Raw genomic sequence first — 20,998 nt, forward strand, 5'->3', positions numbered from 1 at the left:
AGAGTATGGAAAGTAGCGGATAGAACGCACAAAGTGGTGGATAGAACATGAAAAGAGAAGGATAAGCATTAAGTTGGAGGATAAAACGAGCAAAGTAGCGGATAGAACGCACAAAGTGGTGGATAGAGCATGGAAAGAGAAGGATACGCAATAAGTAGTTGGATAGAGTGTGGAAAGTAGCGGATAGAACGAGCAAAGTGATGGATAGAGTATGGAAAGTAGCGGATAGAACGCATAAAGTGGTGGATAGAACATGAAAAGAGAAGGATCCGCATTAAGTTGGAGGATAAAACGAGCAAAGTAGCGGATAGAACGCACAAAGTGGTGGATAGAGCATCAAAAGTGAAGGATACGCATAAAGTGGGTGGATAGAACGCACAAAGTAGCGGATAGAACACCCGAAGTGAAGGATACAAAACAAAAGCATCTGTCTCATTTGCATGAGGCAGATGCTTTGACACAGTATGTTAGGCTTGTTCTTTTTTTAACAAATCGCGAATTTCTTTTAGAAGCTCTTCTTTTGCATCCAGTTCAGGCGTTGGCTCTTCAACGACAGCTTCTTCCTTTTTATGTGTGAGCTTCGTCATAATTCGTAAGGCCATAAAAATCGCAAATGCAATAATTACAAAATCAATAATTGATTGTAGAAATACACCTAAATTGATTTGGGCTTCACCTGACCCAAAAACAAAGCTCTTTGTTAAATCAATACCACCTGTTAAAATACCGACTAATGGCATGATGATATTTTCAACTAAGGAGGTAACAATTTTACCGAAAGCACCACCAATGACAACTGCTACTGCTAAATCGACAATATTGCCTTTCATCGCAAATTCTTTAAAGTCTTTCCACAAAATAATATCCTCCCTATTACTATCCTTTAAAATTAATCAACCTATATTTTACTATATTTTTACCAAACCTTTCAACTGCTTTCGTAGTGAAAATAAGGATCTTCATCTAGCGGGAGACTCCTTATTAACAGGAGGATCAAAAGTTTTTCAACATATAACGAAAAATTTGGTAATATGGAAGAAGAATATTAGATTAGGTGTGACTTATGGCAAAGAAAAAGAATAACAAACCGATGTTATCACCCGCCGCAAAATTGGGTATGATAGCATTATTAATACCAATAGCAATAACCGTCTATGTCCTTACATTTTTTGCGTGGAAGGAGCTTCAAACATTACCGATTTTCGAAAAACTTGCACAGCAAAAGGCAATCGAAGAAATTCAGCAAAATTTCGATATGAACATTCCAGAGAAATTCATTCCGGTTTATGTAGCGGCAGAGGAAAAATATGGTGTGCCGTGGACATTGCTTGCTGCTCATCATCGAATTGAAACGCGTTTTTCTACGGTCAAAACCATGGTTTCATCAGCTGGTGCAGAAGGTCATATGCAATTTATGCCTTGCACGTTCGTTGGTTGGAAGCATCCCACTTGCTCAGGATTAGGAAAAGGGAACATAACGAAAGCTGAATTAATGAGTCCAGAAACAATTGCAAAATATGGCGGATACGGTGTAGATGCAAATGGAGATGGACTTGCAGATCCATATGATATTGAGGATGCGGTATTTAGTGCTGCTAATTACTTAGCTAAATACGGAGCAGCAAAAGGGAATATTAAGAAAGCGGTTTTCCAATACAATCATAGTGATGAATATGTGGAAAATGTGTTGCATTACTACCAATTGTATAATGGTTATAACGATGAACTCAAAACGGCAGTTTTATTGAATCAAGAAAAATAAAGAGCCACCACAATGGATGGCTCTTCATTACATATTTAAGTTGCTTTACGCATACCTTTTAAAATAAGGCTTACGATGAAAATCAGTACGATGGCACCTATTAATGCTGGGAACACGTAGAAATCACTTACTCTCCAACCCCAGTTTCCTAAAACCATACTACCAATCCAAGAACCGACAATCCCTGCAATAATATTTCCAATAATACCACCAGGTATATCCTTACCTAAAATTACGCCCGCTAACCATCCAAGAATTCCTCCGATGATTAAATACCAAATGAAACTAATCATTATTTTCATCTCCTTAAAATTAAGATATAATGGCGATTACTTAGTTATACCCTGAATGGAGTAGATTAAACGCTTTGATCCTGTTTAGTAATTATTACATGCTTTCAATTAGGCTGTAGATAAATGAGTGTAGCTCTTTCACTATGCCTAATTTGCGTTTAGCTGCTGCCATGCCAGCTAATTCAACTGCATAAATTATCGTGAAAATGTCCACATTAAATCAACTGCTTCTAGTTTGTACATACACCGACTTTATCGCTTACTTCTATAGTATGTTAGCGCATTCAATTTGTACCAAAAATACATCTAACACCTTTGCTCCATCGTAAATTAAAAGCAATCAGCCCTTTACAAAATTATTTGCAAAAACAACCTATTCATACGAAAAAGTTTTGTTCATGCAGGATTTCAATCACTCATATACATGATTCATTTTCCACATTCCTTATAGGTAATCTTTCATTTTTATCTTGTCATTTTTCTTGTTAGTGAACAGAAAAATAGGTAAATATTCGATTTTTGAATAGTTTGAAAATTTTACTTAAAACAATTATAATGTAGGAAAAGGAGCGTGTTTCATATGAATATGGCTGTCATGAAACGTTTGAATCGTCAAGGCTTTCTAATCGCAGGTTTACATTTGTTAGTGATGCTAAATCTAGCAGCCGATTTCTTATACGCAACGTAATCAACTCAATAGAAAGGTGAATAAAATGTTTGTCCCATTCTAAAACAACCGTGTAGGCTAATTTAATTGCAGACTCACGGTTGTTTTTATTTTGACTAATTAATAGAAAAAAGGAATTATTCTGTCAAATGTCAAATACATAGTACATACAGGGGGGATTAAATGACGACAAGATTGGATCAAGCATTTTGTGATTTGGAAAGGCCATTTGCTTGGTTGGATTTGGATGCACTGGATAAAAACATTCAAACTGTGCAAGATGCTTGTGGCGAGAAACAAATTCGTATTGCGACAAAATCGATTCGTTCTGTCGAGGTGCTCCGTTATGTTCAAAAGAAACTCACGAACGTGGTGGGGTTTATGACGTTCACTGCGCCAGAGACGATTTTTTTATTACAGCAGCAATTTGATGATTTATTACTAGGCTATCCAGTAATGGAGGAAGCAGCTATTCGTCAATTATTGCATTTTGTCAAAGAGGGGAAAACTGTCACGTTTATGGTGGATCGGCAAGAACATATCCAACTGTTGACGAAGATAGGGGAAGAAATTGGTGTCCGTGTGCCGATTTGTATCGATATTAATGTTTCAAATGATTTTAAAGTATTGTATTTCGGTACGAAACGTTCATCATTGTATTCTCTTGAGACGTTGACACCTTTCTTGCAATCTATTCAAAACAATCCTTCTATTGAAGTAGTTGGAGCTATGGGCTATGAGGCGCAAATAGCAGGCGTTGGCAATCGACCTGCGAATGCTATAAAAGGACGATTCATTGAAGCTATGCAAGTACAGGCAAAAAAGCAAGTAACACAGTTTCGGAGATTAGCAATAGCCCATATCAAGGCATATTTTCCGAATTTACGCTTTGTCAATGGAGGAGGCTCCGGTAGTATGACTTATACTACACAGCAAAAAGAAGTGACTGAAATTACTGTGGGCTCCGCATTTTACGCTCCCGCACTGTTCGACCAATTTAGCCATTTACAGCTAGAGAAGGCAGCTGGATTTGCTTTGAGTGTGACGAGAATGCCTGAAAACAATCTTGTTGTTTGCCATGGTGGGGGCTATACGGCTTCTGGAGCGGTTGGTACGGATCGCTTGCCAGTATTCTATGAACCTACCACTTTTGCCTACCTCAGCTTAGAAGGAGCTGGAGAGGTACAAACACCGATTAAGGTCAAAGGGAAAAAGGTCAATATTGGTGATACGATTTATTTTCGACACGCAAAGGCTGGAGAGCTTTGTGAGCGTTTTCAAGTATTACATGGAATTCGAGGGGACAAGTATGTAGGGCCTTACACAACATACAGGGGGGATGGACAATGTTTTCTATAGAAAATTGGCGGAATGGTGAAAAATGGACGAATTGGGCTGGTAATGTTATTTCATATCCGAGTGAAATGTACTTACCACATTCTATTGAAGAAGTTTCAATGATCGTGAAGCATGCACGTGAATCAGGAAAAACGATTCGTACGACAGGTGCTGCTCACTCCTTTAGCGCTGTGGCAATGCCTGAGCATGTAGCTATTTCCTTACATAATATGCGTGGTTTAATCGCTGTGAATGAGGAAAGGCAGGAGGTAACATTATGGGCTGGGACCTATCTATATGAAATTGGACCAATGTTAGCGAAGCATGGCTTTGCTTTGATCAATATGGGGGATATTCAAGAGCAAACGATTGCGGGGGCAGTGTCAACCGGCACACATGGAACGGGTGTTACACTTGGTTCCTTATCTTCAACTGTAATGGCATGGGGTTTTGTAGATGGGACGGGTACTTACCGAGAGCATAGGAGAGGGATGGACGATTTATCTGAAGCGCTACATGTATCACTCGGGATGCTTGGTATCCTTGTCAAAGTAACGATTAAGGTCATGCCATTATACGGTTTACATTATGTTGGAGCTAGAGAAACTTTGGCGAACGGGCTCACACTATTTTCAGAGGATATTCGCCAACATCGCCATGTAGAGTGGTTCTATTTCCCTGGTAGTGAAACGATTCAAGTGAAACGGATGAATGCTGTAGCGCCTGTCTATCAAAGTGAATGGAATAAGAGAATTGAAACATTAAAGCTACAAATTGTAGAAAACGGTGCATTCTTTGCGATGTCGGAGCTTTGTAAGTGGAAACCTGCTTTAAGTGGTGCCATGAGTAAAATAGCAGCTGCTAATGTTGTGGAAAGTGAAAAACTAGGGATAAGCTATGAAATTTATCCTTCGCCACGGAGTGTAAAGTTTCAAGAGAGTGAATATGCTATCCCATTAGCTCAATTTGAAGCATGCTTGGAGGAAATTCATGTAACCTTTAAAAAAGGTATTTTTAATGTTCATTTTCCATTAGAGTGTCGAACAACAGCGGGTGAAGCAGGTTTTTTAAGCCCAACACAAGGACGAGAGTCTGCCTTTATAGCCTTTCATATGTACAAGGGAATGTCGGAAGAGCCTTATTTTAAGTGGGTGCATACATTGATGCAAAAATATGATGGACGTCCTCACTGGGGAAAACAACATCATTTAACTGCACAAACGGTCTATGAGCTGTATCCAGAGATTGAAAAGTTTTTAAGTATCCGACACCAATATGACCCCGATCAAGTATTTTTCACAGGATACTTAAAAAGATTGTTTCTATTGTAAGCGCTATCTCTATTATTACCCTACCCAACTTGTTCAAATATATGGAAATCTATTGTTTACTTATTTTTGTTTATTATTGAAAAATTGAAATTTGAACGAAATGTCAAAATTTTTATCAAAACGAGATAAAACTGATGCTTAATCAGCATGTAAACGATTTCAATTTTGACAGATTTTTTGAATTGTTTAAACAATTCAAAAAATACTGTTGACGAGACCTTTTTTTCGTACTATGATAACAACAATTTAACACGTTCGTTACAGCAGAAATAGTTTAGAAGGCTGTTAATCTATAAACAAAAATTAAAAAGACAGAACATTTTGTCTATAGAGACGAACATAGTATGGATAGCAATGAGGGGCGTTTAAAATGAGAAGTGACATGATTAAAGTAGGCGTAGATCGAGCGCCACATCGAAGTCTTTTATATGCAACAGGCAAAGTAAAAGCAAAAGATTTAGGCAAACCATTTATTGGGGTTTGTAACTCTTATATCGACATAATACCAGGTCACGTTCATTTACGTACGTTCGCTGATGTTGTAAAAGAAGCCATTATTGAAGCGGGTGGTATTCCATTCGAATTTAATACAATTGGTGTCGATGATGGCATTGCAATGGGGCATATTGGGATGCGTTATTCATTACCAAGTCGTGAAATTATAGCAGACTCAGCTGAGACGGTTATTAATGCACACTGGTTTGATGGCGTATTTTATATTCCAAACTGTGACAAAATTACACCAGGCATGCTAATGGCGGCAGTACGTACTAATGTACCATCAATCTTTGTTTCTGGTGGTCCGATGGAGGCCGGTACTTCTGCTGCGGGCAAACAACTTTCATTAACATCTGTTTTTGAAGGCGTAGGTGCCCATAAGTCAGGAAAAATGTCAGCTGAAGAGCTATTAGATATTGAAAACAACGCATGTCCAACATGTGGTTCATGCTCAGGGATGTTTACAGCAAACTCAATGAACTGCTTAATGGAAATGCTCGGTGTCGCTTTACCTGGGAATGGTACAATCGTAGCCACTTCTGAAGAGCGTCATAAGTTGATTAAAGAAGCAGCCAAACAATTAATTCGTATGGTAAAGGAAGACATTAAGCCACGCGATATTATTACAAAAGAGGCAATTGATGATGCTTTTGCACTTGATATGGCAATGGGAGGCTCCACAAACACGGTTCTTCACACATTAGCAATTGCCAATGAAGCAGAAATAGATTACAACATTGAAGATATTAATAAAGTAGCAGAACGAGTACCGTATTTAGCAAAAATTATGCCTGCTTCAGATATTTCAATGGATGATATCAATAAAGCGGGTGGTGTTAGTGCCATCATTAATGAATTAACAGCTATTCCAGGTGCTATTCATCCAGACCGTCCAACAGTTGCGGGAGTAACGATGGGTGAGCTTGTGAAAGATTATCACATCACGAATGATCAAGTCATTCGAACAAAAGATAATCCATATAGTGCTGTAGGTGGTTTATCGGTATTATTCGGTAATATCGCACCAGATGGCTCTGTTATTAAAGTAGGGGCAGTTGATTCTTCCATAAAAGTATTTAAAGGCGAGGCAATCGTCTTTGAGTCACAAGAAGCAGCACAAGAAAATATTGATAATGGAACTGTAAAAGAAGGCCATGTAGTCGTCATTCGCTACGAAGGACCTAAAGGTGGCCCAGGGATGCCAGAAATGCTTGCACCAACATCTGCGATTCAAGGACGTGGTCTTGGCACAAAGGTTGCATTAATCACAGATGGTCGTTTCTCAGGCGCATCTCGAGGTATTTCAATTGGACATATTTCACCAGAAGCTGCTGAAGGCGGTCCAATCGCTTTAGTTGAAAACGGAGATATTATTGAAATTGATTTACCAAATCGTACGATTAACTTACAAGTTTCAGATGAAATTTTAGCTGAACGTCGTACAAAATTGCCAGTCTTTGAGCCAAAAATTAAACGTGGCTGGCTAGCAAGGTATTCAAAATTAGTGACGAGCGCCTCTACTGGTGGCGTCATGAAAATTTAACAACTAGATACATGAAAACGTTGATGAGGTTAAAGGTTCTAGAGCCTTGTATCTACCAGAGAGCCGGTCGTGCTGGAAGCCGGCGATACAACTAGATCCGACATCCCCTCGGAGTGAGCTATTAAACGTGTTTACACTATTAGATAGCTTCGGGCATAGTCGAAAGTGCTCGTTATTAATGAATAAATGTTTTATGACACCCTATTGGATGCGAAATCTTTCGCATTGGTGCATGAATGCTGTCATTTATTCGCGAGGTAGCAATTATTTGCTATAAAAAAGGGTGGTACCATGGAAAGTCTTTTTCATCCCTACGTAAGGTAGTTCTTTGCGTGTGGAGAAAAAGGCTTTTTATTATTTTCACGATGCAATTAGCATAAGCTCAACGAAAAGGAAGCGAGTGTAGTCTATCCAGCTAGTGACACTTCACTAATCTACAACACTGATGTGTGAGTTTGAAAGAAATGAAGGAGGCATAATTTGATGAGTGCGAATGTTTCAATTAATGAAAAAGAACAATTAGCAACAACAGCTGAACAAACCTATCAAGCGAAGGATGGTGCAGATGTATTAGTGCAGGCACTGCATGATCAAGGTGTTGAAATCGTCTTTGGCTATCCAGGAGGAGCCGTATTACAAATTTATGATGCGATGTATAAAAATCCAATCCGCCATATTTTAACAAGACATGAACAGGGTGCTATTCATGCTGCTGAAGGATATGCGCGTGTCTCAGGTAAAACAGGCGTTGTTATTGCTACAAGTGGACCTGGTGCAACAAACCTAGTAACAGGTATTGCGGATGCGATGATAGATTCCATTCCATTAGTTGTATTTACTGGTCAAGTAGCTACATCTGTTATTGGAACAGATGCTTTCCAAGAGGCAGATATTATGGGGATTACGACACCCATCACAAAGCATAATTACCAAGTGCAGGATGTCAATGATATTCCACGCATTGTCAAGGAAGCTTTCCATATTGCCAGCACAGGTCGTAAGGGACCAGTTGTCGTGGACTTCCCAAAAAATGTTTCGCAAATGTTGTTTGATATAGAGAATCCACCGCAAGCACCTGATGAAATTTATTTACCAGGTTATCAACCAACATACAAACCAAACTATTTACAAATCCAAAAGGCGATCCAAGCAATATCTTTGGCAAAAAATCCGGTTATTTTAGCGGGTGCTGGCGTTCTCTTTGCCGATGCACGTGAGGAATTAACGGCCTTCGCGGAGAAATATCGTATCCCAGTTACCAATACATTGCTAGGATTAGGGTCCATTCACGGTGAACATGAATTATTCCTTGGAATGGCAGGTATGCACGGTACGGTTACAGCGAATACAGCGATCACAAAATCTGATTTATTACTCAATATCGGAGCACGTTTTGACGATCGTTTAACAGGTAATTTAGCCACATTTGCACCAAATGCAACAATAATCCATATCGATATTGACCCTGCTGAAATTGGCAAAAATGTACCGACAGATATTCCAATTGTTGCGGATGCAAAAGAGGCTTTAAAAGCATTGTTGAAAAAGAGCTTTGAGGGTCCTGATACAGCAAATTGGCTAGCATTCTTAAAAAATCATGCCCATGACTACCCATTGTGGTATTGCAAGGATGCAAATGATCAAGAAATTTTACCGCAAGAAGCATTGCAATTAGTGCACAAGATTACAGAGGGTGATGCCATTGTGACGACAGATGTTGGGCAGCACCAAATGTGGGCAGCACAATATTACCATTTAAATAATGATCATGCATGGGTAACGTCTGGTGGACTTGGTACGATGGGCTTTGGCTTCCCAGCTGCAATTGGAGCCCAATTTGCGAAGCCAGATAAAAAAGTAATTTCCATTGTAGGCGACGCAGGTTTCCAAATGACTGCACAGGAGCTGTCGATTCTACAGGAATTTAACTTACCAGTAAAAATAGTAATTTTGAATAATAGCTGTCTTGGCATGGTGCGTCAATGGCAACAAACATTCTATGAAGAGCGTTATTCATCATCGCTTATGCCGATCCAACCAGATTTTGTTAAATTAGCAGATGCCTATAACATTAAAGGCTATCGTATTAACACAATTGATGAAGCGGAGGATATTTTCCGTGAAGCACTACTTTCTGATGAGCCAGTGTTAATTGATTGTCGAGTGAGACAGCTTGAATGTGTTTACCCAATGGTAGCACCAGGCAAAGGCTTACATGAAATGATTGGGGTGAAAAAGAATTGAAACGAGTAATTACCGTAACTGTGATTAACCAAAGTGGTGTATTAAACCGATTAACAGGTTTATTGATGAAGCGTCAGTTCAATATTGAATCCATTACAGTGGGTCATACTGAGCAACCCAATTTTTCGAAAATGACGTTTGTGGTCAACGTTGAGGATGAGCGCAAAATCGAGCAGCTCGTGAAGCAATTATCCAAGCAAATTGACGTGTTAAAGGTCAATGACATTACAGACAAATCAATTGTCCTGCGAGAACTAGCACTAGTAAAGGTGATTTCACCGCCAAATTTACGCTTGGAAATGAATTCAATTGTCGAACCATTCCGTGCACAAATTATTGATACGGCCAAAAACGTTGTGACGTATCAAGTAGTAGGGCATCCGGAAAAAATCGATGCCTTCATCGAACTCATTCGACCATACGGGATTAAGGAACTAACCCGTACAGGAGCAACTGCATCTGTTCGTGAAACACAAAAAATCTCAAACCCACAGCTCTCTATTTTAAAATAGTTTGCATATAAAATTAATAGCTTTGGATACAAGTTCTAATGAATTAGTAAGTATCTAAAGTTATGAAAAACAAACCAAACTCTAGGAGGAAACAAACTATGGCTACAATGTACTATGAACAAAATATCAATGAGGAAGTACTAAAAGGAAAGAAAATCGCAATCATCGGTTACGGCTCACAAGGTCATGCACATGCATTAAACCTTAAAGAATCAGGCTTCGATGTAGTAGTAGGGGTTCGTCCAGGTGGATCTTTCGATGCTGCAAAAGCAGATGGAGTTGAAGTGAAAACAGTGGCTGAGGCAGCACAAGAGGCAGATGTGATCCAAATTTTACTACCAGATGAGCGCCAAAAAGCTGTCTATGAAGCAGAAATTGCTCCATATCTACAAGCAGGGAAAGCACTAATGTTTGCTCATGGCTTCAATATTCATTTTGGTCAAATTACGCCACCAGCAGATGTTGACGTATTTTTAGTAGCACCAAAAGGACCAGGACATTTAGTTCGACGTCAATTCCAAGAAGGTGCTGGCGTACCGGGTCTATTTGCAATCCATCAAGATGCAACAGGTCAAGCAAAAGATTTAGCACTTGCGTATGGTAAAGGTATCGGTGCTGCACGTGGTGGACTTCTTGAAACTTCATTTAAAGAAGAGACAGAAACAGATCTATTCGGTGAACAAGCAGTACTTTGTGGCGGTGCCACTCAGCTCGTAAAAGCAGGATTCGAGACTTTAGTAGAAGCTGGCTACCAACCAGAATTAGCATACTTTGAAACACTTCATGAGCTTAAATTAATTGTTGACCTAATGTTTGAAGGTGGTATGGCAACTATGCGCTACTCTGTATCAGATACAGCTGAGTGGGGAGATTATGTTGCAGGACCACGCATTATCGATGAGTCTGTAAAAGCTCGTATGAAAGACGTGTTAACAGATATCCAAGATGGCACATTTGCTCGTCGTTGGATTCAAGAAAATGAAAACGGTCGTCCAGAATATACAAAATTCAAAGAGGCTGGTGCAAACCATCAAATAGAAGAAGTGGGCTCAAAATTACGTGCTATGATGCCATTCATCAACGAAGGTAAAGAAAAAGTTGTGAGAGAAGTGGCTACAAGTGCGAAAAATTGATATTTTCGATACAACACTTCGCGATGGTGAACAATCTGCTGGTATTAATTTAAACACTGCAGAAAAGATTGAAATAGCCAAACAGTTGGAGCGCCTTGGAGTGACGATTATTGAAGCAGGTTTTCCTGCTTCGTCACCCGGTGACTTTGATGCAGTCCATCGCATTGCAGGAACCGTGAAAAATTCCATTGTAACAGGTCTAGCTCGCTGTATCCAAAAAGATATTGATACTACTTGGGAAGCCATTAAAGTGGCACAACAGCCCCATATTCATATTTTTTTAGCAACGTCACCTATTCATATGGAATACAAGTTGAAAAAAACGCCAGATCAAGTGGTTGAGCAAGCGGTTGAGGCCGTTAAATATGCTAAAAAGTTCTTTCCACTAGTACAGTGGTCTGCGGAAGATGCATTTCGTTCCGATCATGAATTTTTAGTACGAATTATGAATGAGGTAGTTGCCGCTGGTGCTACAACGATTAACGTTCCTGACACTGTAGGCTATGCGTCTCCGGAAGAATATGGCGCATTATTTAAGTTCCTACTGGAAAACGTAAAAGGTGCTGAAAAAGTAAAATTCTCCGCACATTGCCACAATGATTTAGGGATGGCAACGGCCAATACCATTGCCGCGATTGAAAATGGTGCCGCACAAGTAGAAGGAACAATCAATGGTATCGGAGAGCGTGCAGGTAATGTGGCGCTTGAAGAAATCGCCGTGGCGCTTCACATTCGTAAGGATCTTTACCATGTGGAAACTGGCATACAGTTGCAAGAGATTAAACGTACGTCTCAATTAGTCAGTAAATTGACAAACGTTGTGATTCAGCCAAATAAAGCGATTGTTGGGAAAAATGCATTTGCCCACGAATCAGGTATCCATCAAGATGGTGTCTTAAAAAATCCAGAAACCTATGAAATTATTTCCCCTGCGCTAATCGGTGAGGGAGAAATTCCATTAGTACTTGGCAAACATTCAGGGCGTGCAGCCTTCCGTGATCGTGCAGAAACAATGGGCTTCCATCTTTCTGAAGAAAAGCTAAACAAAGCGTTTGTGGAATTTAAAAAATTGGCTGATCGTAAAAAAGAGATTACAGAGGAAGATTTACTAACCCTTCTCACAGAACAACAAGTTCAAATAGAAGATGTACCACTCTTTGATTTGAAAATGGTACAGGTGCAATATGGTACGGAAAATATTCCTACTGCCACAGCGATTGTGCTTACACCAGAGAGGCTAGAGAAAACGGTTGTTGCTACTGGTTCAGGTTCAGTAGAAGCTATTTTTAATACGTTAGAGCAGCTTGTACCTGGAGCCGTTCATGTGATTGATTACCGAGTGTCATCGGTAGGCAAAGGTCGAGATGCACTTGGTGAAGCGGTTATTAATATTCGCTATGATGATGTATCGACAACGGGCCGCAACTCCTCCCAAGATGTTTTAGAAGCATCAGCAAAAGCTTATTTAAATGCCATTAACCGTCATTTAATAAAAGCGAGCCTTCGCGCACAGCCTGTATAGATTTTAGAGGTAGTAAATTGTGTGAGGTACCATTCACAAGTCGGATGCAATGATGTCATGGTGTATTGTATCAATCAACAAAAATGATGCTCACCTAAATAATAGGTAGGTGAGCGTCTTTACTAAATTAGCGCATGCGCTATCCAAAGAAAGGTGTTTTGACGATGGAGAAAAAAATTACAGTACTTCCTGGTGACGGAATTGGCCCAGAGGTTGTTGCTTCTGCAGTACGTGTATTACAAGTGATTGGTAAACGATTTAATCATACATTTCATTTAGGATATGCAACAATTGGTGGTGCAGCCATCGACCAGCACAATAACCCACTACCAGATGAAACAATCGAGATGTGTGAAAATGGTGATGCGATTTTATTAGGAGCTGTTGGTGGTCCTAAGTGGGATCAAAATCCACCTGAATTACGCCCAGAAAAAGGGTTATTGCGAATTCGCAAACACTTCGATTTATTTGCAAATCTACGTCCAGTAAAGGCGTTCCCGAGTTTACTAGATGCTTCACCTTTAAAGCGTGAAGTTGCTGAAAACGTTGATTTAATGATTGTTCGTGAACTAACAGGTGGCGTATACTTCGGGGAACCACGTATGCGTACTGAAAATGGCGCAATTGATACAACTGTTTACTCAAAAGCAGAAGTGGAACGTATCGTTGAAAATGCCTTTGAACTGGCACGTTTACGTGGAGGCAAATTATGCTCTGTTGATAAGGCGAACGTTCTTGAAACAAGTCGTTTATGGCGTGAAGTCGTAGAAGCAAAGAAAAAAGAGTATCCAGATGTTTTAGTAGAACATAACCTAGTTGACTCCGTAGCGATGAAACTTATTACAAATCCAGGACACTATGATGTCGTGGTAACGGAAAATATGTTTGGGGATATTTTAAGTGATGAAGCATCTGTCATTACTGGTTCTCTAGGTGTATTACCATCAGCGTCTATTCGCGGTGATAATTTTGGCTTATATGAGCCAGTACATGGTTCAGCACCTGAAATTGCAGGGCAAGGAGTCGCAAACCCTGCAGCAACCATTCTTTCTGTGGCCATGATGCTACAATATTCATTTGGTCTGAAAGAGGAGGCGGCAGAAATTGAACGTGCTGTAAGTGCAGTATTTGATGATGGATACTTTACAGCAGATCTTGCTCGTGTCGGCAGTCGTACGTTATCAACAAATGAATGGACAGATAAAGTGATTAATGAAATTGATACTAGTTTTGTTTCACAAAGTATCATGACAACATATATTTAAAGAAATAGGTGAAGACAATGGGCAAAAATATAATTGAAAAGATTTGGGATAAACACGTTGTTTATCAGGAAGAGGGCAAACCGGACCTGTTATATATTGATCTTCATTTAATTCATGAAGTAACATCTCCGCAAGCTTTTGAAGGGCTTCGCATAAACGGACGTAAAGTGCGTCGTCCTGATTTAAGCTTTGCGACAATGGATCATAACGTACCGACGAAAAATTTACCGACTATTCATGATCCCATTGCACGCAATCAAATCGAAACATTAGCTAAAAATGCTGAGGAATTTGGTGTTGAGTTAGCAGGCATGGGGCACCCTGACCAAGGGATTGTACACGTTATTGGACCAGAGCTAGGTTTAACACAGCCTGGTAAAACCATTGTTTGTGGTGACTCTCATACATCGACTCACGGTGCCTTTGGTGCGATTGCCTTCGGTATTGGCACATCAGAGGTGGAGCATGTATTATCGACACAAACGTTATGGCAAAACAAACCAAGGACGATGGAAATTCGTGTAGAAGGTGAGCTACCAGTTGGTGTAGCAGCAAAGGATATTATTTTAGCCATCATTGCTAAGTTCGGAATTGGCGTTGGTACAGGATATATTGTGGAGTTCACTGGAGAGGCTATCCACAAGCTATCTATGGAAGAGCGTATGACGATTTGTAATATGTCGATTGAAGCAGGAGCGAAAGCAGGGCTGATTTCTCCTGACCAAACAACGGTAGACTATATTCGTGGTCGTAAATATGCACCACAGGGAGATCAATTGGAGGAAGCAGTCGCTTATTGGTTAAGTCTAGCTTCTGACGAGGATGCTACGTACGATACGGTTCGTATAATAAAAGCAGAAGAAATTGAACCAATCATTACATGGGGTACAAACCCATCGATGGGTACGGGTGTTTCTGGATATGTTCCAACACAAGCAGATTATGAGGATGAATCCGATAAGGCAGCACTTCAAAAAGCACTATCCTATATGGGCTTAGAGGAAGGGCAACCATTAACATCCATTGACATCCAGCATGTATTTATTGGCTCCTGTACAAACTCACGAATTAGTGATTTACGTGCAGCTGCAAGTGTCATCAAAGGACGTAAGGTGAATGACAATGTCACAGCAATTGTTGTACCAGGTTCACATACGACGAAAAAGCAAGCAGAGGCAGAAGGCTTGGATAAAATCTTTATCGCTGCAGGCTTTGAATGGCGAGAGTCGGGGTGCTCAATGTGTTTAGCAATGAATGATGATGTCGTACCTGCTGGTGAGCGCTGTGCCTCTACATCCAACCGCAACTTTGAAGGACGTCAAGGCGCTGGATCTCGTACACATTTAGTTTCTCCACCAATGGCTGCCGCAGCTGCGATTGCTGGTCACTTTGTGGATGTACGTGAATTTGTGAAGGAAACTGTGTAAGCCCGTTTTACACGGAAGGGATGATTGAAAATGGAACCAATTAATATTGTAAATAGTGTTATCACACCACTTAATCGTAAAAATGTTGATACAGATCAAATTATTTCAAAAGAATTTTTAAAACGTATTGAGCGCACAGGGTTTGGACAGTTTCTATTTTATCACTGGCGTTTTGATGCACAAGGCAATGAAATAAAAGACTTTGTGTTAAATAAGCCTGAGTTTAAAAAATCTAAAATACTAGTGGCACAAGATAATTTCGGTTGTGGCTCGTCTCGTGAACACGCACCATGGGCCATTTTAGATTACGGTTTTAATGTTGTGATTGCGCCTTCATTTGCAGATATCTTCCATAATAACTGCTTTAAAAACGGTATTTTACCCATTAAGCTGACAGAAGCAGAATGTGATGACATTCTTGCCAAGGGTTTAGCAAAGCCTTATAAAATGGCAGTAAATCTTGCAGAGCAAACAGTAACAGGGGAAGATGGTATAGTCTATCAATTCACGATTGATCCGTATTACAAGGAAACGTTGTTAAATGGTTGGGATGAAATCGCCTTAACCTTTAAATATGAAGACCATATTGCCGCATATGAGGCGAAGCGAGTAGCTTATTAAAATTGGAAGACTGAGGACAAACTTGATGTTGTCTTCAGTCTTTTTGTTTCAATTATTAATTACAGAAAATATGTATAGAATGTGAATGAAAGTAATTTAAATGAGAATATTCAAAATATATATATTGTTAATAAGTGGAATATTTTGATAATGTGAAAGTAGATGTTAAGCAAGTTAACTGAAAGGAGAAGATAGATGATTACTTATTCCATTTCCTGTATTTTTTGCAAAAAGACGTTTGAAGTTGTTGAAGGAACAAAAAAATATACCTTATTTAAAAGAAATATGAAAGGAAAATTCTCCTGCGAAGATTGCGATAACAAAATTGAATTAGAGGCTAGAAAAGGGTTATTAGGAAAACTGTAAAAAGGGTATGAAAACCTCCTGTCCTTGTCCTTTTTTCTCCATTAAAATAGAATTTAGAAGAAAGGTAGGGAAACCAATGATTACAGTTATAGGAAGCTTAAATATGGATTTAGTTGTACAAATGAATGCTTTTCCAAAGCAAGGAGAAACCATACTTGGTCATGCATTTCAAACAGTTCCTGGAGGAAAAGGGGCTAATCAAGCAGTAGCTGCAGCTCGTCTTGGCAGTGAGGTGGCGATGATTGGCTGTGTAGGTAAAGACAGTTTTGGTGAAACGTTACGAGCCGTTTTACAGCAAGAGCATATACTGACCGATGTCATCGTAAGTAGTCCTTCTGCTCCTACAGGAATTGCTAATATTCTTGTCTACAATCAGGATAATCGGATTGTTGTGGTGCCAGGTGCAAACTATGAATTAGCACCTGCACATCTTGAAGCATCGAAGGACTTGATACAAAAAAGTCAAATGGTGATCATTCAACTTGAAATTCCAAAAGAGACGACAAGCTATGCCATTCGTCTATGTAAAGAAGCGGGTGTTCCTGTCTTGTTAAACCCTGCCCCAGCAGCAAATTTTGACGTACAGTGGATGGAGGATGTCACTTATTTAACGCCAAATGAAACGGAATGTGCGGAAATTTTTAATGAGCCATTTGAGCAAACTTTAGAAAAGTATCCTAATAAATTAATTATTACACTTGGTAGTGAGGGTGCACGTTATTATGATGGCTCCTATCCTATCCATGTACCAGGCTATATGACGACTGCCGTGGATACAACTGGCGCTGGAGATACGTTTAATGGTGCATTAGCCTATGCTTTAGTAGAAGGGCAATCGTTGGATGAGGCCGTATACTTTGCCAATATTGCTGCATCGTTGTCTGTAGAAAAATTTAGTGCTCAAGGTGGAATGCCCACGCTTGGAGCCATTTACGCACGTATGGCTGGATTGGAGGAATAGAATAACACTAAGGAGAAAGGTCATTATACTCGAAAAACATAGGTGAGTAGAATGATAAAGCTTACTACTTCTATCCAAATTTAGAGTAACTCATAGATTGAGCTATTCCTTTTAGTATGAGTAACCAATCATATGTGAGGCAACATCGAATAGTCGTAAGGATGAATGCCTATTTACTATATACAAGCATAAGTATATTGTCCTTTTTTCATCAATCCATGTATTAGTAAAGCCATAGTTTCATTTATAATGGTTTTATAGTTACATACGAAAAGAGGTTTTTGAGGATGACCAACATTGACAACACGCCAATCGAATATACAACCTCAGCGAATAATATTTTGCCACAATTTGTTGATCAATTGCGACATTTGTATGGCATCATTGTCCAAAATACATATGTGAAAGATACTGCGAAACATTTAAATCGCATTATTCAAGACGCCAATAACCAGACGATGATTTTAATTGTCGGAAAAGAGCGCGTGGGAAAAACCACCCTTGTCAATGGCCTCCTTGGACGTGAAATTTTATCAGTAAATGATCAGCATCCAACAAGTGTTAATACATTTATACGATACGGCGAACAAGAAGAGATTAAAGCCTATTTTTTAGATGGCGTTGTGGCCATATTTGATATCAGTAAATTAGAGCTACTCACAACTGGTGATACATTTGCCTCCCAGATTTTACGTGAACATTTAGATTATCTTGAAGTCTATTTGAAAAATGATTTATTAAAATCTGTGACAATTATTGACTCTGTTTCACTAGAAGCAGGCGGGGGAGAAATGGCCTATTTCTCAGAAGCTATAATGAATCGTGTCGATGAAATTTTCTGGGTGTTACGAGCTGGCTCTAAGGCGATTGATGCTGAACTATTATTAATTGACGCGTTAAAAAATAAAGGGGTTGAACCTCTATGTGTCATTAACGGCATAGATGCCGTTGACAATGCTGCGGCATTTATTACCTCAGAACAACAACGTATTGGCCATTTAATGAGTGATTTTATAGCTATATCTGCAACAAATGCACTACAAGCCAAACAAACAGACAACCATGAGCTATGGCACAAAAGCCAGTACGATCATTTAATTGCTCACATAGAACGTGTTGCTGAAAATAGTGATAAAAAAACGTATGCCATCTTAATTCGCTTCTTACAATGGCTTGAACGATTCCGCTTCGAATTAACTGTAATTCCACAACGTGATCCATTTCAATCTGCTGTCAAGAATATAGAAAAATATGCTGGTGATACCCAATATGAATTTTCTCGCTATCAACGTGACTTAGCAATTGTGACAGAATATGAGCAAGAGTTCGAACAGGTGGCGAATACATTTAAACAAGTTCAAACACTGTATCAGTTATTACAAACCATCTCACAACATGATTATTTACAAGATGACAAGGTGGAAGAGTTTACTGATATCGCTGTTAACTATCAACAAATGTTACGTGAATACCGCAACATGCATAGCGAGTATTCACGTGAATATGAACGCTTAGATGCGCAGCATAAAAAAATTCATGGTAAAGGTCTTATGAAAGCTATTTTTGGACAGCATACACAAAATGAATTTTTCAAGGAGCGTGTCAAAAAATTAAATGAACAGCAAGTGGTTTGTGTCGCTCAATATGATAAAGTACAGCAAGCTGAGGCCGCAATGTTACAAGCGATTCAAGGCATACAACCCTATTTAGTTCATTTAGTGAAAGATCGCATGAGTCGTATTGAACAAAAAGTACAGGAGTTAAATCAACAACGTGCGAAAGAGAAGCGCCAATTAAAACGCTACGCTGAAAAACTAAATGAATTTTCATGTTTAATTGAAGCGCAGGGTTATATCAAAGAGCATCTTCAGCCATTTTTAATGAATGAACAAATGCCACTGAAAATGAAGGATCTTGATATGCTTGAAGAAACGATTCAGGCGATTCTGGCTATCGATTTATCGAACAATGGCTTACTTGCACGTAGTCAAATGAATAATAAAATGGAAAGTATTGCAATACCTTTTGATGTGCAAGAAAAGTACGCGCTCCAAATGCTTAGCTTAAAAGAAGAAGATGTAAAATCAAATGATATACCTGAAATACCAAAAAAATTAGCAATACAATATGAGGAATAGGCTTTTTCAAGACGTTCTAAAGGGTATATCCTTTTAGAGCGTTTTCTATATTATTTGAAACATATCATTCCATTTTTACGTATAATTAGTAAGGAGGGATTCATGTGATTGACATTAAAGGACGTTATACGGACGCCAGAATATATGCTCAAACAGCATTGCAATCGGCTATCGACCAAATTCAAGAATTGACAAATCAGGCCTTTATGGCAGGTACAAAAGTAAGGATCATGCCAGATTATCATGCAGGCAAAGGTTGTGTTATTGGCACGACCATTCAACTACAGGATTGTGTTGTACCAAATCTTGTCGGAGTGGATGTAGGATGTGGTGTATTTGTTGCACAATTAGATGCATCGACAGTTGATTTTGGAAAGCTTGACCACATCATCCGCACACATGTACCAAGTGGACAAGAAATTCATAAGGAAGTATTGCCAGAGCGTCATTTTTTGGAGTTTGAGGGCAAACAATTTCGAGCAATCGGTTTGAAAGATGACTATACCAATTTATCATTAGGTACCCTTGGGGGAGGCAATCATTTTATCGAGCTTGCCAAAGATGAAGAGGATCAGCACTATTTACTTATTCATACAGGATCACGTTATGTAGGGGCGAAGGTAGCCAATTGGCACCAAAAAAGAGCATATGAGAGTTTGCGTCGACAAGATATAGCTGAAAAAATAGAAGAGCTTAAACAACAGGGACGGGAACAAGAAATCCAAACAATGATTCAAGCCTATAAAGCACAAAATCCCGTTGTTCCGAAAGACTTAGCCTATTTAGAAGGTGAATATTTCCATGATTATATTCACGATATGAAGATTGCACAACAGTTTGCACGCATGAATCGTTGGACAATTGCACAAACGATTGCTCATCATATGGATTGGCATTTTATTGATACTTTTGATACGATTCACAACTATATTGATACAGAAACGATGACGCTTCGTAAAGGGGCAGTCCGTGCAAACAAAGGGGAAAAACTTGTCATTCCAATGAATATGCGAGATGGGTCACTTATTTGTATAGGGAAGGGCAATGAGGAATGGAATAATTCCGCGCCACATGGAGCGGGACGTATGTTTTCGCGCCGTGCTGCAAAAAAGGCGTTGAATATGGAAGATTTTAAAGACATGATGCAAGGGATTTGGACAACATCAGTGAATGAAGAAACATTAGATGAAGCGCCAATGGCTTATAAGCCGATGGAAGAAATTACATCTGCTATTGGGGAAACAGTGGATATTGTAAAAACCATTAAACCCGTCTACAACTTTAAAGCTAGTGAAGCAGCAAAACCCTATGAACGAAAGGGCTAAATCAACGATTGGTCATCACTATTACCATTGTGCTATCAATGGTATAATATAG

General features: G+C 39.3%; 17 protein-coding genes. 15 read left to right on the forward strand and 2 right to left on the reverse strand.

The window, feature by feature from the left end:
• Positions 1–467: 467 nt before the first annotated feature.
• Positions 468–857, reverse strand: a complete 390-nt coding sequence (gene mscL / locus GJU32_RS21750) for a large conductance mechanosensitive channel protein MscL (RefSeq protein ID WP_155593996.1) — start codon at positions 855–857, stop codon at positions 468–470.
• A gap of 206 nt (positions 858–1,063) precedes the next feature.
• Here mscL and GJU32_RS21755 point away from each other — a divergent pair, with 206 nt between their 5' ends.
• Complete coding sequence (locus GJU32_RS21755) at positions 1,064–1,762, forward strand: lytic transglycosylase domain-containing protein (protein ID WP_155593997.1); 699 nt, start codon at positions 1,064–1,066, stop codon at positions 1,760–1,762.
• A 35-nt stretch (positions 1,763–1,797) separates the two neighbouring features.
• Here the strand turns inward: GJU32_RS21755 and GJU32_RS21760 are convergent, their stop codons facing one another.
• A complete protein-coding gene (locus GJU32_RS21760) occupies positions 1,798–2,055 on the reverse strand; it encodes a GlsB/YeaQ/YmgE family stress response membrane protein (RefSeq protein WP_155593998.1) in 258 nt (85 codons plus the stop codon).
• 850 nt (positions 2,056–2,905) lie between these two features.
• Here GJU32_RS21760 and GJU32_RS21765 point away from each other — a divergent pair.
• From GJU32_RS21765 to GJU32_RS21825, 14 genes are all read left to right on the forward strand, one after another.
• Entirely contained in the window at positions 2,906–4,081 is a 1,176-nt protein-coding gene (locus GJU32_RS21765) for an amino acid deaminase/aldolase (RefSeq protein WP_155593999.1), read from the forward strand.
• Positions 4,069–5,391: a D-arabinono-1,4-lactone oxidase gene (locus tag GJU32_RS21770; RefSeq protein WP_155594000.1), complete on the forward strand. Its 1,323-nt coding sequence runs from the start codon at positions 4,069–4,071 to the stop codon at positions 5,389–5,391. The genes GJU32_RS21765 and GJU32_RS21770 overlap by 13 nt, the downstream gene beginning before the upstream one ends.
• Positions 5,392–5,761: 370 nt before the next feature.
• Complete coding sequence (gene ilvD / locus GJU32_RS21775; protein ID WP_155594001.1) at positions 5,762–7,432, forward strand: dihydroxy-acid dehydratase; 1,671 nt, start codon at positions 5,762–5,764, stop codon at positions 7,430–7,432.
• Between the two features lie 483 nt (positions 7,433–7,915).
• Positions 7,916–9,676, forward strand: a complete 1,761-nt coding sequence (ilvB, locus tag GJU32_RS21780; protein WP_155594002.1) for a biosynthetic-type acetolactate synthase large subunit — start codon at positions 7,916–7,918, stop codon at positions 9,674–9,676.
• Positions 9,673–10,188 carry an acetolactate synthase small subunit gene (ilvN, locus tag GJU32_RS21785; RefSeq protein ID WP_036123293.1) on the forward strand — a complete coding sequence of 172 codons (516 nt, stop codon included), beginning with the start codon at positions 9,673–9,675 and terminating at the stop codon, positions 10,186–10,188. The genes ilvB and ilvN overlap by 4 nt, the downstream gene beginning before the upstream one ends.
• A gap of 98 nt (positions 10,189–10,286) precedes the next feature.
• On the forward strand, positions 10,287–11,321 hold the full coding sequence (ilvC, locus tag GJU32_RS21790) for a ketol-acid reductoisomerase (RefSeq protein ID WP_155594003.1): 1,035 nt from the start codon (positions 10,287–10,289) through the stop codon (positions 11,319–11,321).
• The gene (locus GJU32_RS21795) at positions 11,308–12,843 is read left to right on the forward strand and encodes a 2-isopropylmalate synthase (RefSeq protein WP_155594004.1); all 1,536 of its coding nucleotides are present in this window, start codon (positions 11,308–11,310) and stop codon (positions 12,841–12,843) included. Before ilvC ends, GJU32_RS21795 begins: the two co-directional genes overlap by 14 nt.
• Before the next feature lie 164 nt (positions 12,844–13,007).
• Positions 13,008–14,108, forward strand: a complete 1,101-nt coding sequence (leuB, locus tag GJU32_RS21800; RefSeq protein ID WP_155594005.1) for a 3-isopropylmalate dehydrogenase — start codon at positions 13,008–13,010, stop codon at positions 14,106–14,108.
• A 17-nt stretch (positions 14,109–14,125) separates the two neighbouring features.
• Positions 14,126–15,535, forward strand: coding sequence for a 3-isopropylmalate dehydratase large subunit (gene leuC, locus GJU32_RS21805; protein WP_155594006.1), 1,410 nt, complete (start codon positions 14,126–14,128; stop codon positions 15,533–15,535).
• A gap of 30 nt (positions 15,536–15,565) precedes the next feature.
• Positions 15,566–16,156 carry a 3-isopropylmalate dehydratase small subunit gene (gene leuD / locus GJU32_RS21810; RefSeq protein WP_155594007.1) on the forward strand — a complete coding sequence of 197 codons (591 nt, stop codon included), beginning with the start codon at positions 15,566–15,568 and terminating at the stop codon, positions 16,154–16,156.
• Positions 16,157–16,351: 195 nt separating this feature from the next.
• Complete coding sequence (locus tag GJU32_RS23265; RefSeq protein WP_196426779.1) at positions 16,352–16,522, forward strand: hypothetical protein; 171 nt, start codon at positions 16,352–16,354, stop codon at positions 16,520–16,522.
• A gap of 76 nt (positions 16,523–16,598) precedes the next feature.
• Entirely contained in the window at positions 16,599–17,483 is an 885-nt protein-coding gene (gene rbsK, locus GJU32_RS21815; protein ID WP_155594008.1) for a ribokinase, read from the forward strand.
• Between the two features lie 287 nt (positions 17,484–17,770).
• Positions 17,771–19,621 (forward strand): dynamin family protein, encoded by a 1,851-nt coding sequence (locus tag GJU32_RS21820; RefSeq protein ID WP_155594009.1) that lies wholly within the window; start codon positions 17,771–17,773, stop codon positions 19,619–19,621.
• A 104-nt stretch (positions 19,622–19,725) separates the two neighbouring features.
• On the forward strand, positions 19,726–20,946 hold the full coding sequence (locus GJU32_RS21825) for an RtcB family protein (RefSeq protein WP_155594010.1): 1,221 nt from the start codon (positions 19,726–19,728) through the stop codon (positions 20,944–20,946).
• Positions 20,947–20,998: the final 52 nt, after the last annotated feature.

It is taken from the genome of Lysinibacillus cavernae (assembly GCF_009724685.1).
Classification (GTDB): domain Bacteria; phylum Bacillota; class Bacilli; order Bacillales_A; family Planococcaceae; genus Lysinibacillus; species Lysinibacillus cavernae.

Bases quoted from the DNA above. Each gene is read 5' to 3' on its own strand.
- GJU32_RS21760 (WP_155593998.1), bottom strand. From the start codon at position 2,055: ATGATTAGTTTCATTTGGTATTTAATCATCGGAGGAATTCTTGGATGG.
- leuB (WP_155594005.1), top strand. From the start codon at position 13,008: ATGGAGAAAAAAATTACAGTACTTCCTGGTGACGGAATTGGCCCAGAG.
- ilvD (WP_155594001.1), top strand. From the start codon at position 5,762: ATGAGAAGTGACATGATTAAAGTAGGCGTAGATCGAGCGCCACATCGA.
- GJU32_RS21755 (WP_155593997.1), top strand. From the start codon at position 1,064: ATGGCAAAGAAAAAGAATAACAAACCGATGTTATCACCCGCCGCAAAA.
- ilvB (WP_155594002.1), top strand. From the start codon at position 7,916: ATGAGTGCGAATGTTTCAATTAATGAAAAAGAACAATTAGCAACAACA.
- GJU32_RS21770 (WP_155594000.1), top strand. From the start codon at position 4,069: ATGTTTTCTATAGAAAATTGGCGGAATGGTGAAAAATGGACGAATTGG.
- leuC (WP_155594006.1), top strand. From the start codon at position 14,126: ATGGGCAAAAATATAATTGAAAAGATTTGGGATAAACACGTTGTTTAT.
- GJU32_RS21820 (WP_155594009.1), top strand. From the start codon at position 17,771: ATGACCAACATTGACAACACGCCAATCGAATATACAACCTCAGCGAAT.
- ilvC (WP_155594003.1), top strand. From the start codon at position 10,287: ATGGCTACAATGTACTATGAACAAAATATCAATGAGGAAGTACTAAAA.
- GJU32_RS23265 (WP_196426779.1), top strand. From the start codon at position 16,352: ATGATTACTTATTCCATTTCCTGTATTTTTTGCAAAAAGACGTTTGAA.
- rbsK (WP_155594008.1), top strand. From the start codon at position 16,599: ATGATTACAGTTATAGGAAGCTTAAATATGGATTTAGTTGTACAAATG.
- leuD (WP_155594007.1), top strand. From the start codon at position 15,566: ATGGAACCAATTAATATTGTAAATAGTGTTATCACACCACTTAATCGT.
- GJU32_RS21765 (WP_155593999.1), top strand. From the start codon at position 2,906: ATGACGACAAGATTGGATCAAGCATTTTGTGATTTGGAAAGGCCATTT.